The sequence below is a fragment of the Pseudoalteromonas sp. SR41-4 genome (assembly GCF_014163985.1).
In the GTDB taxonomy this organism is placed as follows: domain Bacteria; phylum Pseudomonadota; class Gammaproteobacteria; order Enterobacterales; family Alteromonadaceae; genus Pseudoalteromonas; species Pseudoalteromonas rhizosphaerae.
In genome coordinates this window covers 41,545-54,863 of sequence record NZ_JACJEI010000019.1, presented here as the reverse complement: position 1 = coordinate 54,863, position 13,319 = coordinate 41,545, and the positions used below count along the sequence as shown (strand labels likewise).

12 protein-coding genes are annotated in these 13,319 nt (G+C 41.0%); 7 read left to right on the top strand and 5 right to left on the bottom strand.

Translation table 11 applies throughout. The features are described 5' to 3' along the window. Nucleotides 1–7: 7 nt before the first annotated feature. On the bottom strand, nucleotides 8–1,321 hold the full coding sequence (locus H5180_RS15250) for an amidohydrolase family protein (RefSeq protein ID WP_145236178.1): 1,314 nt from the start codon (nucleotides 1,319–1,321) through the stop codon (nucleotides 8–10). 153 nt (nucleotides 1,322–1,474) lie between these two features. Between H5180_RS15250 and H5180_RS15245 the strand changes: the two genes are divergently transcribed. Both H5180_RS15245 and H5180_RS15240 read left to right on the top strand, forming a co-directional pair. Beyond that, a complete protein-coding gene (locus tag H5180_RS15245; RefSeq protein ID WP_145236180.1) occupies nucleotides 1,475–2,551 on the top strand; it encodes a ketoacyl-ACP synthase III in 1,077 nt (358 codons plus the stop codon). A 55-nt stretch (nucleotides 2,552–2,606) separates the two neighbouring features. Further along, complete coding sequence (locus tag H5180_RS15240) at nucleotides 2,607–2,993, top strand: VOC family protein (protein ID WP_145236314.1); 387 nt, start codon at nucleotides 2,607–2,609, stop codon at nucleotides 2,991–2,993. A 20-nt stretch (nucleotides 2,994–3,013) separates the two neighbouring features. On the opposite strand, the gene H5180_RS15235 is transcribed toward H5180_RS15240, so the two are convergent. Both H5180_RS15235 and H5180_RS15230 read right to left on the bottom strand, forming a co-directional pair. After that, complete coding sequence (locus H5180_RS15235) at nucleotides 3,014–4,375, bottom strand: M17 family metallopeptidase (protein WP_182758513.1); 1,362 nt, start codon at nucleotides 4,373–4,375, stop codon at nucleotides 3,014–3,016. A 94-nt stretch (nucleotides 4,376–4,469) separates the two neighbouring features. Next, the gene (locus tag H5180_RS15230; RefSeq protein ID WP_145236186.1) at nucleotides 4,470–4,919 is read right to left on the bottom strand and encodes a hypothetical protein; all 450 of its coding nucleotides are present in this window, start codon (nucleotides 4,917–4,919) and stop codon (nucleotides 4,470–4,472) included. A gap of 162 nt (nucleotides 4,920–5,081) precedes the next feature. Between H5180_RS15230 and H5180_RS15225 the strand changes: the two genes are divergently transcribed. The 3 genes from H5180_RS15225 (at nucleotide 5,082) to H5180_RS15215 (ending at nucleotide 9,701) form a co-directional block, all read left to right on the top strand. Further along, nucleotides 5,082–5,252 carry an oxidoreductase-like domain-containing protein gene (locus H5180_RS15225; protein WP_145236189.1) on the top strand — a complete coding sequence of 57 codons (171 nt, stop codon included), beginning with the start codon at nucleotides 5,082–5,084 and terminating at the stop codon, nucleotides 5,250–5,252. Between the two features lie 310 nt (nucleotides 5,253–5,562). Next, a complete protein-coding gene (locus H5180_RS15220; protein ID WP_145236193.1) occupies nucleotides 5,563–8,139 on the top strand; it encodes a TonB-dependent siderophore receptor in 2,577 nt (858 codons plus the stop codon). 107 nt (nucleotides 8,140–8,246) lie between these two features. Continuing rightward, entirely contained in the window at nucleotides 8,247–9,701 is a 1,455-nt protein-coding gene (locus H5180_RS15215) for a sulfotransferase (RefSeq protein WP_182734085.1), read from the top strand. On the opposite strand, the gene H5180_RS15210 is transcribed toward H5180_RS15215, so the two are convergent. Beyond that, nucleotides 9,655–10,569 carry an alpha/beta hydrolase gene (locus tag H5180_RS15210; RefSeq protein ID WP_182758511.1) on the bottom strand — a complete coding sequence of 305 codons (915 nt, stop codon included), beginning with the start codon at nucleotides 10,567–10,569 and terminating at the stop codon, nucleotides 9,655–9,657. The genes H5180_RS15215 and H5180_RS15210 overlap by 47 nt on opposite strands. Before the next feature lie 123 nt (nucleotides 10,570–10,692). On the opposite strand from H5180_RS15210, the gene rlmF reads away from it, so the two are divergent. Continuing rightward, nucleotides 10,693–11,640, top strand: a complete 948-nt coding sequence (rlmF, locus tag H5180_RS15205) for a 23S rRNA (adenine(1618)-N(6))-methyltransferase RlmF (protein WP_182758509.1) — start codon at nucleotides 10,693–10,695, stop codon at nucleotides 11,638–11,640. Beyond that, entirely contained in the window at nucleotides 11,637–12,650 is a 1,014-nt protein-coding gene (ltaE, locus tag H5180_RS15200) for a low-specificity L-threonine aldolase (RefSeq protein WP_145236205.1), read from the top strand. Before rlmF ends, ltaE begins: the two co-directional genes overlap by 4 nt. Here ltaE and H5180_RS15195 read toward each other — a convergent pair. Then, nucleotides 12,627–13,217 (bottom strand): thymidine kinase, encoded by a 591-nt coding sequence (locus H5180_RS15195; RefSeq protein ID WP_145236208.1) that lies wholly within the window; start codon nucleotides 13,215–13,217, stop codon nucleotides 12,627–12,629. The two genes, ltaE and H5180_RS15195, sit on opposite strands and share 24 nt — an antisense overlap. Nucleotides 13,218–13,319 lie beyond the last annotated feature (102 nt).

The window sequence follows — 13,319 nt, the reverse complement described above, 5'->3', positions numbered from 1 at the left end:
CTGTATCCTACAATTGGTGTTTATATATTTGCCCTGCTTTCATCACAAATTGTACATTTTGCAATGTCGTTATATCATCAAGAGGAGAGCCATTAACGCTGATGATATCTGCTTGTTTACCAACACTCAACTGCCCTAGTCGGTCTTGTTGGCCGAGTAACTTAGCGGCATTAACTGTTGCTGACATAATAGCCTGCTTTTCAGTCATGCCATATTTAACTAACCATAAAAACTCATCAGCATTATTACCATGGCGTGATACGCCAGAATCTGTACCAAAAGCAATATTAACATTGTTTTTTAATGCCAGCTTAAATGAAGCTGCAACATTTGGTACAACGGTGCGTACTTTATCAGCAATAGCTGTTGGCATATTTGGGTTACTGAGTACTTCTTGACTGACCGTTTGGCCTGCCAATAACGTGGGCACTAAATAAGCGTTATATTGCTTAAATAACTTTACAGTCTCTTTGTCTAGGTAAGACCCATGTTCAATTGAATCAACACCTGCACGTAATGCCGCTTTGATCCCTGATGTACCATGAGCATGGGCTGTTACGCTGCGCCCTAAGTTATGTGCAGTATCAACAATCGCCATCAACTCTTGATCTGTGAACTGCTGATTGACACCCGCTGCGGTATTACTTAACACCCCACCCGTTGCGGTAATTTTAATTACATCAGCACCTGATTTAATTACTTCACGAACCGCGCGGCGACAATCATCAGCACCATCACACACCCCTAACCCTCCACTTATCACATCACTAATATCTTTACGGTAACCGTGCAGATCAGCATGCCCGCCCGTTGGGGTAATTGTATCTCCTGCAGCAAAAATACGTGGCCCTTGAATATCTCCACGCTCAACGGCACGCTGTAGTGGAAAGATCACTTTATAACTGCTACCTAAATCACGTACCGAGGTAAAACCGGCATCAAGACTACGCTGTAAATATTTAATTGAGCGCAGAGCATAGTCCGCTTCATACTCTGTAAGCCATTGATGAGGGTTTGCGTTTGCGTCACGCTCAAATGTAACATGTACGTGCATATCAATTAATCCAGGCATAACAAATTGATTTTTTAAATCAATGATCTTTGCATCGGGCAATGCTAGATCAATAACACTCACATAGCCTTTTTCGATGCGCGTGATGATAGCGTCTTCTATAACAATAGTGCGTTGCTTTTCTAGTATTTGTTCAGCACCTGCTAACATTGATCCTGCGTAAATAACCTGAGTTTGTGTTGCAAAACTCGCCGCAGAATATACCGTCGTACCCAATGCAGCCAAGATAGTAATTAATTTTTGTTTCATGTTTACCTCATTTTTCTACTACCATTAGCCTAAATTACGTTTAATTACCACTATTTACGACGTAAGCTAAGTTATAAACTAGTCTTAGAACTGGATTTTTGGTATAAATCAAACATAGATGACACATGTCTGACCACTTAAAGAGAGCACACTATGACCTACGCACACATAACGGGTTGGGGTAAATGTATCCCACCAGCGCGTATTAGCAACGATGAAATTAGCCAATTAGTTGATACCAATGATGAATGGATCACATCCCGCACTGGTATAAAAGCCCGTAGAGTAAGCCACGTTAGTACTGCAGAGCTTGCCACTGTAGCAGCTAAACATGCAATAGCCTGTGCTGGCATTGATGCTAAAGACATTGACTTAGTGTTATTAGCAACATGTACGCCCTCTACTATGGTGGCAAACACAGCTTCGTTAGTACAAAAAAACATTGGTGCAGTTGGCGCTGCCGCTATGGACACCAATGCAGCTTGCTCTGGTTTTTTATATGCAATACAAGCAGCGACTGCACAAATTCAAGCCGGTATGATCAAAAAAGCTGTAGTAATTGCTGCTGAACGTATGACCTGGTATGTAAACTGGGATCGCCGTGACAGTGCGGTGTTATTTGGTGATGGCGCCGGTGCCGTAGTACTTGAAGCAGCAGACACGCCAGCGGGTTTACTCGCGACAAAAACAGGCTGTGATAGCGAAGACCGTGATATCTTGCATATCACTAACTTTGGTAGTGACTTAAATAAATATGTGCCTATTGGGCCATCTGATTTATTATTTGAAGGTCGCGAAATCTTTAAGCGCGCAGTAAAGGGCATGAGTGAAGCCTGTGACGATGTGCTCACACAAGCAAATTTGAGCCTTGATGATATCGATGTACTTGTGCCACACCAAGCAAATTTACGTATCATTCAAGCCATTCAACATCGCTTAAAAGTGCCAGATGAAAAAGTAATGGTTAACATTGGCGAATACGGCAATACATCGGCAGCAACTATTGCAATCGCATTATGCGAAGCTGTTGAGCAAGGATTAATTAAACCACATGCTAATATCATGTCTGCAGCATTTGGTGCCGGATTAACTTGGGCTGCTAGTTACATAAAATGGGGCGAACGCGTCACGCCAATCAGCGTTAGCGATGCAGCACTACCACCGTGTGATAAAACCGGTTTAGAGTTAGTGGCCCCCGCAGTAGCAGCTTGCAAAGGTAGTGATCAATAACATACTCAATATGGCGCAGCTATACTGCGCTATTTACCACAGATAGCTAAAAATGATGCAATTGCTAGGAATTCACCACGCTGCAATTATATGCAGCGATTACACCCGCTCAAAACATTTTTATCATCAGATCTTACAGCTGCCCATAATTGCAGAGCATTTTCGCCAACATCGCCACTCATACAAATTAGATTTAGCCTTGCCTGATGGTAGCCAAATAGAGCTATTTTCATTTGATAATGCACCAAAGCGACCTAGTTACCCAGAAGCACAAGGTTTACGACATTTAGCATTTAAAGTGGCCAATATTGAGCAAAGTAAAGTGTATTTGCAAAGCCAAGGTGTGGCAGTAGAAGAGATTCGAACTGATGAATACACAGGTAAACAATTTACCTTTTTTGCAGATCCTGATGGGTTACCGCTTGAGCTTTATGAGGCATAACCTCACAAAGCTCAATAAATTTATTTAAAACGACTTTGTAAGTAGTTAAATACGGCACGAATACCGAGTGCTTCACCACCGACTGGACGACCTGGTAATGAGCGGATATTCCATGCCATTACATCAAAATGTACCCATGGTGTGGTTGGCTCTACAAATTCTTTTAAATAAAGTGCAGCAGTAATTGCGCCGCCGAATGGGGTACTTGCACAGTTAGCCATATCAGCAACATCACTTTTTAATAAACTTTTATATTGTTCAAAAAGCGGTAATTGCCAAACGGGGTCGCTTACTGCAATACCGGCGTCAATAATGCCATTGGCAACATCACGCTCAGTTGAGAAAAACCCTGGTAACTCAGTGCCTAACGCAATACGACAAGCACCGGTTAAGGTTGCAAAATCAATGATCAACTCAGGATTGTCATTTTGTGCTTCCGTGAGTGCATCACATAACACTAAACGCCCCTCTGCGTCGGTGTTATCGATTTCGACCATAATCCCTTTACGTGTTTTAATTACATCGCCAGGGCGAAATGCATTGCGCGATACCGCATTCTCAACAGCGGGTACCAACACGCGTAAACGAATTGGTAAATTTGCCGCCATAATTAACTGCGCTAAACCAATTACATGAGCTGCGCCGCCCATGTCTTTTTTCATATTGCGCATACCTGAGCTTGGTTTAAGATCTAAACCACCAGAATCAAAACAAACACCTTTGCCGACTAAGGTGATCAAAGGAGCATCTGCAGCGCCCCAGTGTAAATCAAGTAAACGCGGTTTATTTTCACTGGCGCGGCCTACCATGTGGATAGTTGGATAGTTTTGTTCTAATAATTCATCCCCTATCCATTCATTGAATTGACCATTGTAAGTGTGTGCTAAATCAGCCATCACTTGTGATAAGTGCTGTGGCATCATGTCTACGGCGGGAGTATTAACTAGATCTCTAACTAAGTTAATCGCATTTGCTTGGCGTGTAATACACGCAAACAATGCTTCATCGGCAATTGCTAATTGTGCTTTTACAGCACCTTTGGCTTTATATTCGCTAAATTCATAACCACCAAGTATAAAACCCAGAGCAATCTGTTCTAATTGTTGTTCACACTCTTGAACTTGGTAAATTCCTGCTGGCAGTTTGCTGGCTAATTCACCCGCGAGCCAAAAGTCATCAACGCTATTAACTAAACAATACACCTGACTTAGCGCTCCACTTTGTGGATTGACCACCAAGGCTAAACCTTGTTTTGCAAAATCACAGCTATTTAGCCAGTTTTGTAAAAAAATTGGCTGCTGTGCTTGCCATGTAGCTAAGTCATTTTTAACAATAAAAGATAAAGGAATACCCGTAGAACTATGACGAATTAATGTACTCATTAAATGACTCGTTTAAAATTATATGATGATCAAGCATATCAATAACTCAGCATAAAAGGTATAGCACAAAGACTATCCTTTAAACTGCATGGCATTATTTTTTTACAGGTGGTTTTACGTCTGATTTTGCCGTTTTTTCAGCGTGGTGGTGTTGCTGCTCTTCATCAGCGATCTGCTGGTCAATATCTTTAAGTGATTTATTTATATTAAATGAACTTGGCAGTACATCAACTCCAACCCATTGACCCAACTTAACAACCAGTGGAATAGTCACAGGTGCAAAAGGTAAAACAGCAAAAACACCTAAACCCAATCCTTTGAGAATATCAACAAACTGGGCATTCGCTTTTTGCAGATCCTCTTTACTCACATCTCCTTGGGTGTAGCGACGATAAATTGTGAGCATTTCTTTGGTTTCTTGCTTTTCCTGCGCCAGTGCAATTTTAAGTGCTACCATAGCGCGCTTAAAACGCAACTGTTGGCGTTTTGTACTAATTTTTGCCACTCGAATTGGGGCACGATGAATAACTTTATATAGTCGCATAACGCTATTCTCACATAGCCTTAACGCTTCACAAAGCATAATTTAATACAATCACCGATTAACAGATCAACATCATTTCTCAACTAGCAAAAAAGCCATGATTAAGTATAATCACGGGCCAATAAACAGCCCATGCTATTAAATCTGTAAATAATGAATAAAATGCCGCAAAACACAGCCGATATACCATACCGAGTTGACGACACAAAACCAACCAGACCGACTGCTGATCAGTGCTGCGGTGGTGGCAGTTGTTGCCCATGTGTTTGGGATGAATACCGAGAAGCGTTAAAAGTTTGGCGACAACAAAATCCTGAACAAACTGATCATTAATAATTATTGAACTTTATTGAACTTTATTGAATTTTACTTAGTCTAAAGATTTATTTACAAAATTATTATTTCATTTACTTATAAAAAAATCCCACTTATTACTTTATTTCTAATTTCCCTTTTCAAAATATCATTACTTTTCATATAGGTATGTAAACCTCTAATTTCCTCTATAGAAAAACCAAAAAAAACCAAATCATTTAACACCTTGCACAATTATTTAACAAGTTGTATAACTTTAATAGACTATTTGGCTTTTTAAAAATCATATAGTTACGAAATTACAATAATTCTAACTGGGGAAATTAGAATGAAATTTAGAAATAACATATTAAATCATGCAGTTAAACTTGCATTAACGACAACCACCGCAGGCTTATTTATTTCGGGGACTGCCTTAGCTGCAGATGAACAAGCTGAAGTAACTAAAGTAAATAAAAATGTAGAAAAAATAGCCGTAGTGGGTACTCGCTCTGCACCGCGTTCTATTGGTGATTCACCGGTACCTATCGATATCATCGGTGGTGAAGAACTTGGTAAATCAGGTAATACGGATATGCTCGAGCTATTAAAAGGCTCAATTCCATCATTAAACGTGCATTCAATGCCTATTAGTGACGCAGCATCTTTGGTTCGTCCAGCTAACTTACGTGGCTTACCTTCTGACAGTACATTGATATTACTCAATGGTAAACGTCGTCATCGTGCCTCTGTTATTGCCTTTTTAGGTGGCGGCATAAACGATGGCGCACAAGGTGCGGACATTTCAGTTATTCCAAGTATCGCTCTAAAACAAGTTGAAGTACTAAGAGATGGCGCAGCCGCTCAGTACGGCTCAGATGCGATTGCTGGGGTTATCAACTTTGTACTAAAAGATGCCTCGGAAGGCGGCAGTTTCGAAGTACGCCAAGGTCAGTACTATGAAGGCGACGGTGATACAACACAGATTTCCGGTAACATTGGTCTACCATTTACCGACAATGGCTTCGCAAATTTAAGTTTCCAATACAAAACGGCTGACGCAACTAGTCGTTCAGTGCAACGTTTTGATGCAGCAAACTTAATTGAGGCTGGTGTTCCTGACATTGCCCCGATTACACAAATATGGGGCGCACCAGAAGTTGATGACGATATCTCTATTTTTGGTAATGTCGGCCTTGAGCTGACTAAAAACTCCGAATTTTACATGTTTGGTAACTATTCAGAGCGTGATGTACGCGGTGGTTTTTACTATCGTAATCCTCACACTCGCCCTGGGGTCTATTCAAACGATGGTGGTGAAACATTGTTAGTTGGCGATTTAACTGGCGATATGAGTGGTAACTGCCCTACTAACATCATGATTGATGACAACGTATTAGATAACCCAGTTTACATCAACCAAGTAGCTAATAATCCAGACTGTTTTGCCTTCAATGAAATGTTACCTGGCGGTTTTACGCCTAACTTTGGTGGCAACATAACAGATACCTCGCTTACAATAGGTACTAAAGGCGAGTTCACTGGTGGTATGTTAGAAGGTGCGTACTACGACTTAAGTGGTACGGTCGGCTTTAATGAATCTCGTTACTTTATTTACGACACTATTAATGCGTCATTAGGCCCTGATAGCCCGCGTGATTTTAGCCCAGGTAAATACTCACAATTAGAGAAAAACTTTAATTTTGATTTATCAAAAGGCTTTGATTTTGATCTAGCATACGATGTGAACATAGCCGGTGGCCTTGAATGGCACGAGGAAACATTTACAGTTACCTCTGGCGATGTAGCATCATTTACAGCAGGCCCACTAACGGATCAAGGTTTTGGTATCGGTTCAAATGGTTTCCCTGGCTTTAAACCATCTGACGCTGGTGAATATACTCGTCGCAACTACGCGGCTTATCTTGATATTGAAGCCCCATTTACTGAAGAGTTCTTAATGGGTTTAGCCCTACGCTATGAAGACTATGATACGTTTGGCTCTACTGTTAACTATAAATTGATGGCTCAATATCACTTAACCGATGATTTAAATGTTCGTGGTTCAATCAGTTCAGGCTTTCGCGCGCCTACAGTTGGCCAAGCCAATGTCAGTAACGTGCAAACAAACCTAAGCAGTGGCGTATTGGTCGACTCTGCTTTACTACCACCGACCAATCCAATTGCGGTACAGTTAGGCGGTACAGAGCTTGAGCCTGAAGAGTCGCAAAGTTATACCTTTGGCGCGGTATACACCATCGGTGAAGTATTTCTAACCATTGATTATTACAATATCCAAGTTGATGACCGTATTAGTCAATCTGATAAAATCGAGCTGAGTCAAGCTGATAAAGATACGCTTGAAGCCGCTGGTGTTCCAAACGTGCAAAGCTTAGCGCAAGTAAGCTTCTTTACTAATGACTTTGATACCACAACTCAAGGTATAGACTTTGTAGCAAACTATGCCACAGATTTACTCGGTGGTAGCTCAACATTTAGTTTAGCTTACAACTGGAATGAAACTGAGGTTACTCGCTCAACTAATATTACTGGGGTGTTTAAAGTAAGCCGTTTAGAAAATGACTTACCAAATCACCGTGGTACGCTTAGTTGGTCACAACAATGGGAAAGTTTCTCAATGTTTACTCGTGCAAATTATTTTGGTGAATACCAAGGTGTGCATGTAGATTATGACGATACAGCAAAAATGGCAGATGCGGCAATTACGCTCGACGCTGAAGTAACTTACTTTTTGAATGATTCGATTAGTTTCTCAGTCGGCGCACAAAACCTGCTCGACCAAGAAGCAGAGAAACTTGATTTTACCGTGGCACCTAATAATAACTGGGGTGGTAAATACTATGAAACTTCGCCATATGGTATAAACGGCGGCTTCTATTATGCCAAAGCAACTTATACGTTTTAATCATAATTAAGCGTTGAAAAGAAAGGCGAAATGCTCAAGACATTTCGCCTTTTTCGTGCTATACCCAAATAATAAATATAGTAATTAAAAAATAAAAAAAGTGATGTATGTTGCTAAAAAAAGCTAACCAACTACTTGCCGAAAACAAACTCCAAGAAGCGGAGTTTCACTATAAAACCTTGCTTGAAAGTGATCCCCAAAATGGCGAAGCGCTATTTGGTTTGGGCCGTATTGCCCTGCGCTTAGAGCGCTTTGATGCTGCAGTTTATTTATTACAAAGAAGCTGTGAACGTCTACCTAATATGTTGGAGCCACTGCACGCGTTAGCGGATGCATTTAATGGCGTTAATTCGCCAAATGATGCATTAACCGTACTGGAGTATGCAAAAAGCATTGCTAGTCATAACCCAGAGCCACACTATTATCTCGCACAACATTATTTAACCCATGGCGAATTAGATAAAGCACATACCACCTTTGCACAAGCACTAAGTATTGGTTTATATCCGGTCACTGCTTATATTTTATTTGAACTGGTACAACTTGGCCGCTTTGATCAACAGCATAACTACATCAGTAACTTGCATCATTTACTCACACAAACCAATAATTTACGTTTAAAAATGGTTTGTTATTACGCCTTGGCAAAAAGTTATGATCAACTCAATGATATAGAACAAGCTGTAAATTATTATAAACTAGCCAATAAATTGCAGCTGCAATTGAGTAGCTTCAACACTGAACAATTAACGCCGTTTTATCAAAGTATTATACGTTATAACCCAAAAAGTTTATTTGCCACTATCAAGCCTGGATTTACTGGTACTGTTACGCCCGTTTTTATTATTGGCATGCCACGCAGTGGCTCAACATTATTAGAACAAATGTTAGCTTCACATAGTGAATTTGCAAGCCTTGGGGAAGATCGCTGTATTAGCTCGCAAGTTGTTGCATTCATAGAACAACAAACCAAGTTGTCCTACCCTGAATGTATCAGCGCACTAACACCGCAACTGATTGAGCAAGCGCGGGCTCTTTATACCGCACGGTTAAAACAAGCAAAACCTATTCGCGCGTTCATGATCAACAAATTGCCCGCTAATTATCAATCGTTAGGGCTTATCTATTTATTGTTTCCAAATGCTAAGTTTATTAACTTGCAGCGCGATTTTAATGCCACAGCTTGGTCCGTTTATAGTAATTACTTTGCAGAAAATGAACCTTATTTTTGCTCATTACCTGAATTTAAACGTTACTATGATTTATACCAAGGTTTGATGACGCATTGGCAACAAGCAATACCTTCGGCTATCTTAGATGTTCATTATGAGCAACTGATCAGCGAGCCGCGCGATACGTTAAAAAGCGTATTTACATTTTTAGGTACCGCATTTGAAGCACAATGTTTAGACTTTTATAAATCAAAAAAACCAGTTACCACGCTTAGCAAAGCAGCTGTACGAAAACCGCTACATAACCGTGCAATAGAACACTGGAAACGTTTTGAAACGCCACTCAGGGCGTTGCTGAATGACGCTCAAACCACGTCACTAGATCCTTAAATTGATCTGCTTTAGCACTAGCGTGCGTTAACATATTAATATGATCGTAATCATATTGATGGCCGTGTTTTTTCCCGTACATTTGCAGGTGTTGAATACCAGTACCTGACTCGGCAATAAATTTTTCAATATCAATTTGTTGTGCAAGCGCTTTGTCTTTCACCCCCCCTATGTGTAAGGTCGGTGGCAAACTTAAGCCAGCCACAGCTTGCGCGTAATCAAACCCGTCGTCGCTATCTAACCATGGTTTACGTTTAGCCCATTGCATACTTTGATAATGCGACTTTTTAGTTTCATCATCACTGCCCCACTTGAGTCTTTTGGCGGGTAAATAACCATGTTTTTTAGCCAGTATTGGCGCTAAAAAATACCAAATCAAATTTCCTTGAAGGTATTTTTGTGGATGATGATTATAAAGCGAGCGTTTAGTACCAAAGTAAGCACATGCTTTTACATCATTGATATACTGTGGGAAACGCGCAAACACACTGTTCATTAATACACCACCCCAGGAATGGGCTACCCAATACGCTGGTGGTCTACCTTCACGCTCGGTAATTTTAGCAATAAAAGCGGGAATATCTTCAATAATAGCTTCGGTTTGGCCATAGTGAGCATGCTTTGAGATAGCCGGTTTGCTGTCACCACGACCTCGTAGATCAGCCACATAACACACATATCCTTGCTCAGCTAAAAAAGGTGCTAACCCCTTATTTAAATGCGTATAAAATATTTTACCGTTTTCAACAGCACCATGCATAAACAACACAGCTGGCCCAGCGGCTTTGCTGTTATCTGCTATGCGGCGCAAATGTAATGTTTGTAGCTCAGTTAGTTTAATAAATACTGATTCTTGTACGATCGCCATTTCAGTTCCTTGTTGTCATTGTTATGAACCGCAACTCATCCTACCAGTAATTTAAACAAGATCACACGTCAATGTGTTTCTCTGGTAAAATAACTTTTTTGTTTGTTAAGCTAATTATTTGTTATGAAATCAACACCATTAAAATCAAAACTACACCCTCGAAATCGCCATAACAAAGGCTATGATTTAGACTACCTAAGTATTAAAGTGCCCACTTTAAAACCATATATCGTGCTTACTCCCAATGGTACTAAAAGTATTGATTTTAGTGATAACAAAGCAGTAAAAACGCTTAATCAAGCACTTTTGCAAGCGTACTATAACGTTGATTTTTGGGATATACCTGAACACAACCTTTGCCCACCGATTCCAGGACGCGTTGATTACATTCACTACTTAGCCGATTTACTAGCAAACGATAATCAAGGCGTTATACCTCAAGGCAGACAAGTTAAAGTGCTGGATATAGGTACTGGTGCGAACATAATTTACCCGTTACTAGCAAGCCATGAATATAACTGGAGCGTCACAGGCTCAGATATAGATCCGAGCGCTGTAAAATTAGCCAAACAAATCGTACAATTTAATAATCGCAAAATTACCGTCAAGCTACAAAAGCAGTCGCAGCATATTTTTCAGGGGGTAATAAATGCAAAAGAGCTTTTTCATATTACATTGTGTAACCCTCCTTTTCATGCCAGTGAACAACAAGCAGCTCAAAGTAGCGAGCGGAAATGGAAAAACTTAGGCAAAGCCCCTAAATCGTCTTTAAATTTTGGCGGGCAACATAATGAGCTTTGGTGTGAAGGTGGCGAAGCGCAATTCATTTGTACCATGATCGATGAAAGTGCCCTATTTGCTGAGCAGTGTATGTGGTTTACCTCTTTAGTTTCAAAAAAAGAAAACTTAGCCACGTTACAAGCACAATTAAAAACACACCCTGTGGCTGAAGTTAAAATCATTGAAATGGCGCAAGGGCAAAAAGTGAGTCGCTTTATTGCGTGGAGTTATTTTGATCAACAAACTCGCCAAGAGATCAGCCAGCAATTTACACAACCGGAGATATCATGATTGATTTTCGTTCTGATACTGTCACTAAGCCCTGCGCTAAAATGCGCGAAATTATGTTCAACGCCCCTTTAGGTGATGATGTATATGGTGATGATCCCAGTATTAATAAATTAGAAAGCGTTGCAGCACAGCGTCATGGCTTTGCCAGTGCATTGTTTTGTAGCTCCGGCACCCAAGCAAACTTATTAGCGTTAATGGCTCATTGCGAACGTGGTGATGAATATATTTGTGGGCAAAATGCACACAATTATAAATTTGAAGGCGGTGGCGCGGCAGTGCTTGGATCAATCCAACCGCAACCTATCGAGAATGAAAATGATGGCAGCCTCTGCTTTGACAAAATACGCGCCGCTATCAAACCCAAAGACTTTCACTTTGCTAATACCCGCTTACTCAGTTTAGAAAACACCATTGGCGGTAAAGTGCTGCCATTAAGTTATTTAGCCCAAGCGCGTGAGTTCACTCACAGCCATCAATTAGCACTGCATTTGGATGGTGCTCGCGTTTATAACGCTGCGGTTGCGCTTAAGGTAGATATTACCGAGATAACCAAACACTTTGACTCCGTGTCTATTTGCTTATCAAAAGGCTTAGGCGCACCAGTAGGCTCATTACTACTTGGCTCTGTTGAACTGATCAATAAAGCAAGGCGTTGGCGTAAAGTACTTGGCGGCGCTATGCGCCAAGCTGGTATGCTGGCAGCCGCTGGCCACTATGCACTTGAGCACAATGTTAGTCGTTTAGCCGACGATCACAGCAATGCGCGTTACTTAGCGCAGCAGCTCAGTGCCATTGAAGGCTTTAACGTTGACTTGTCGCGCGATACAACCAATATGGTCTATGCAAATGTTGCTGATAATGTTGATATTAATGCCATTGCGCAGCAACTAAAAGGACAAGGGATAGTATTCAGCCCAAGCAAAACTTTGCGTTTAGTAACTCACTTACAGATCACTCGAGCCGATATTGATCAATTTATAGCAGCGTTAACTTCGGCGCTGCATGTTTAACGCAGCTTTATAGTGTTTGCGGCACACCGACACATAACGGTCGTTGCCGCCAATTTCCACTTGATTACCATCGGCAATCGCTTTGCCTTGCTCATCCGTACGCAATACATGGTTCGCTTTGCGACCGCAATGACACACCGTTTTAAGTTCAACCAGTTTATCAGCCCACGCCAGTAAGTACTGCGAGCCGCTAAATAACTCGCCTCTAAAGTCATTACGCAAGCCATAGCACAACACCGGAATGCCTAATTCATCCACCACATCGGTCAGTTGCATTACTTGCTGACGTGATAAAAATTGACATTCATCCACCAGCACACAGTGACGTTTTTGTTCACTATTAAGCTGTTTGATCAGTTCAAAAACATCTTTGTCAGCATCAAAAATATGTGCATCAGCTTGTAAACCAATTCGAGAAGATACCTTACCAACACCGGCACGATCATCCAATGCAGCCGTTAAAATAACAGGCTCCATGCCGCGTTCGCGATAGTTAAATGCCGATTGTAAAAGCGTGGTAGATTTACCTGCGTTCATTGCAGAATAATAAAAGTACAGCTGAGCCATGAAAATGCCTACCCTGAAAAAAGTGCGCTAATGCTACCTTAATCTTGATTGAACATCACCTTTTTTACCCGTGCTAAAACTAATTCCTGGAGTCTATTGACC

Bases quoted from the DNA above. Each gene is read 5' to 3' on its own strand.
- H5180_RS15250 (WP_145236178.1), bottom strand. From the start codon at position 1,321: ATGAAACAAAAATTAATTACTATCTTGGCTGCATTGGGTACGACGGTA.
- H5180_RS15245 (WP_145236180.1), top strand. From the start codon at position 1,475: ATGACCTACGCACACATAACGGGTTGGGGTAAATGTATCCCACCAGCG.
- H5180_RS15240 (WP_145236314.1), top strand. From the start codon at position 2,607: ATGCAATTGCTAGGAATTCACCACGCTGCAATTATATGCAGCGATTAC.
- H5180_RS15235 (WP_182758513.1), bottom strand. From the start codon at position 4,375: ATGAGTACATTAATTCGTCATAGTTCTACGGGTATTCCTTTATCTTTT.
- H5180_RS15230 (WP_145236186.1), bottom strand. From the start codon at position 4,919: ATGCGACTATATAAAGTTATTCATCGTGCCCCAATTCGAGTGGCAAAA.
- H5180_RS15225 (WP_145236189.1), top strand. From the start codon at position 5,082: ATGCCGCAAAACACAGCCGATATACCATACCGAGTTGACGACACAAAA.
- H5180_RS15220 (WP_145236193.1), top strand. From the start codon at position 5,563: ATGAAATTTAGAAATAACATATTAAATCATGCAGTTAAACTTGCATTA.
- H5180_RS15215 (WP_182734085.1), top strand. From the start codon at position 8,247: ATGTTGCTAAAAAAAGCTAACCAACTACTTGCCGAAAACAAACTCCAA.
- H5180_RS15210 (WP_182758511.1), bottom strand. From the start codon at position 10,569: ATGGCGATCGTACAAGAATCAGTATTTATTAAACTAACTGAGCTACAA.
- rlmF (WP_182758509.1), top strand. From the start codon at position 10,693: ATGAAATCAACACCATTAAAATCAAAACTACACCCTCGAAATCGCCAT.
- ltaE (WP_145236205.1), top strand. From the start codon at position 11,637: ATGATTGATTTTCGTTCTGATACTGTCACTAAGCCCTGCGCTAAAATG.
- H5180_RS15195 (WP_145236208.1), bottom strand. From the start codon at position 13,217: ATGGCTCAGCTGTACTTTTATTATTCTGCAATGAACGCAGGTAAATCT.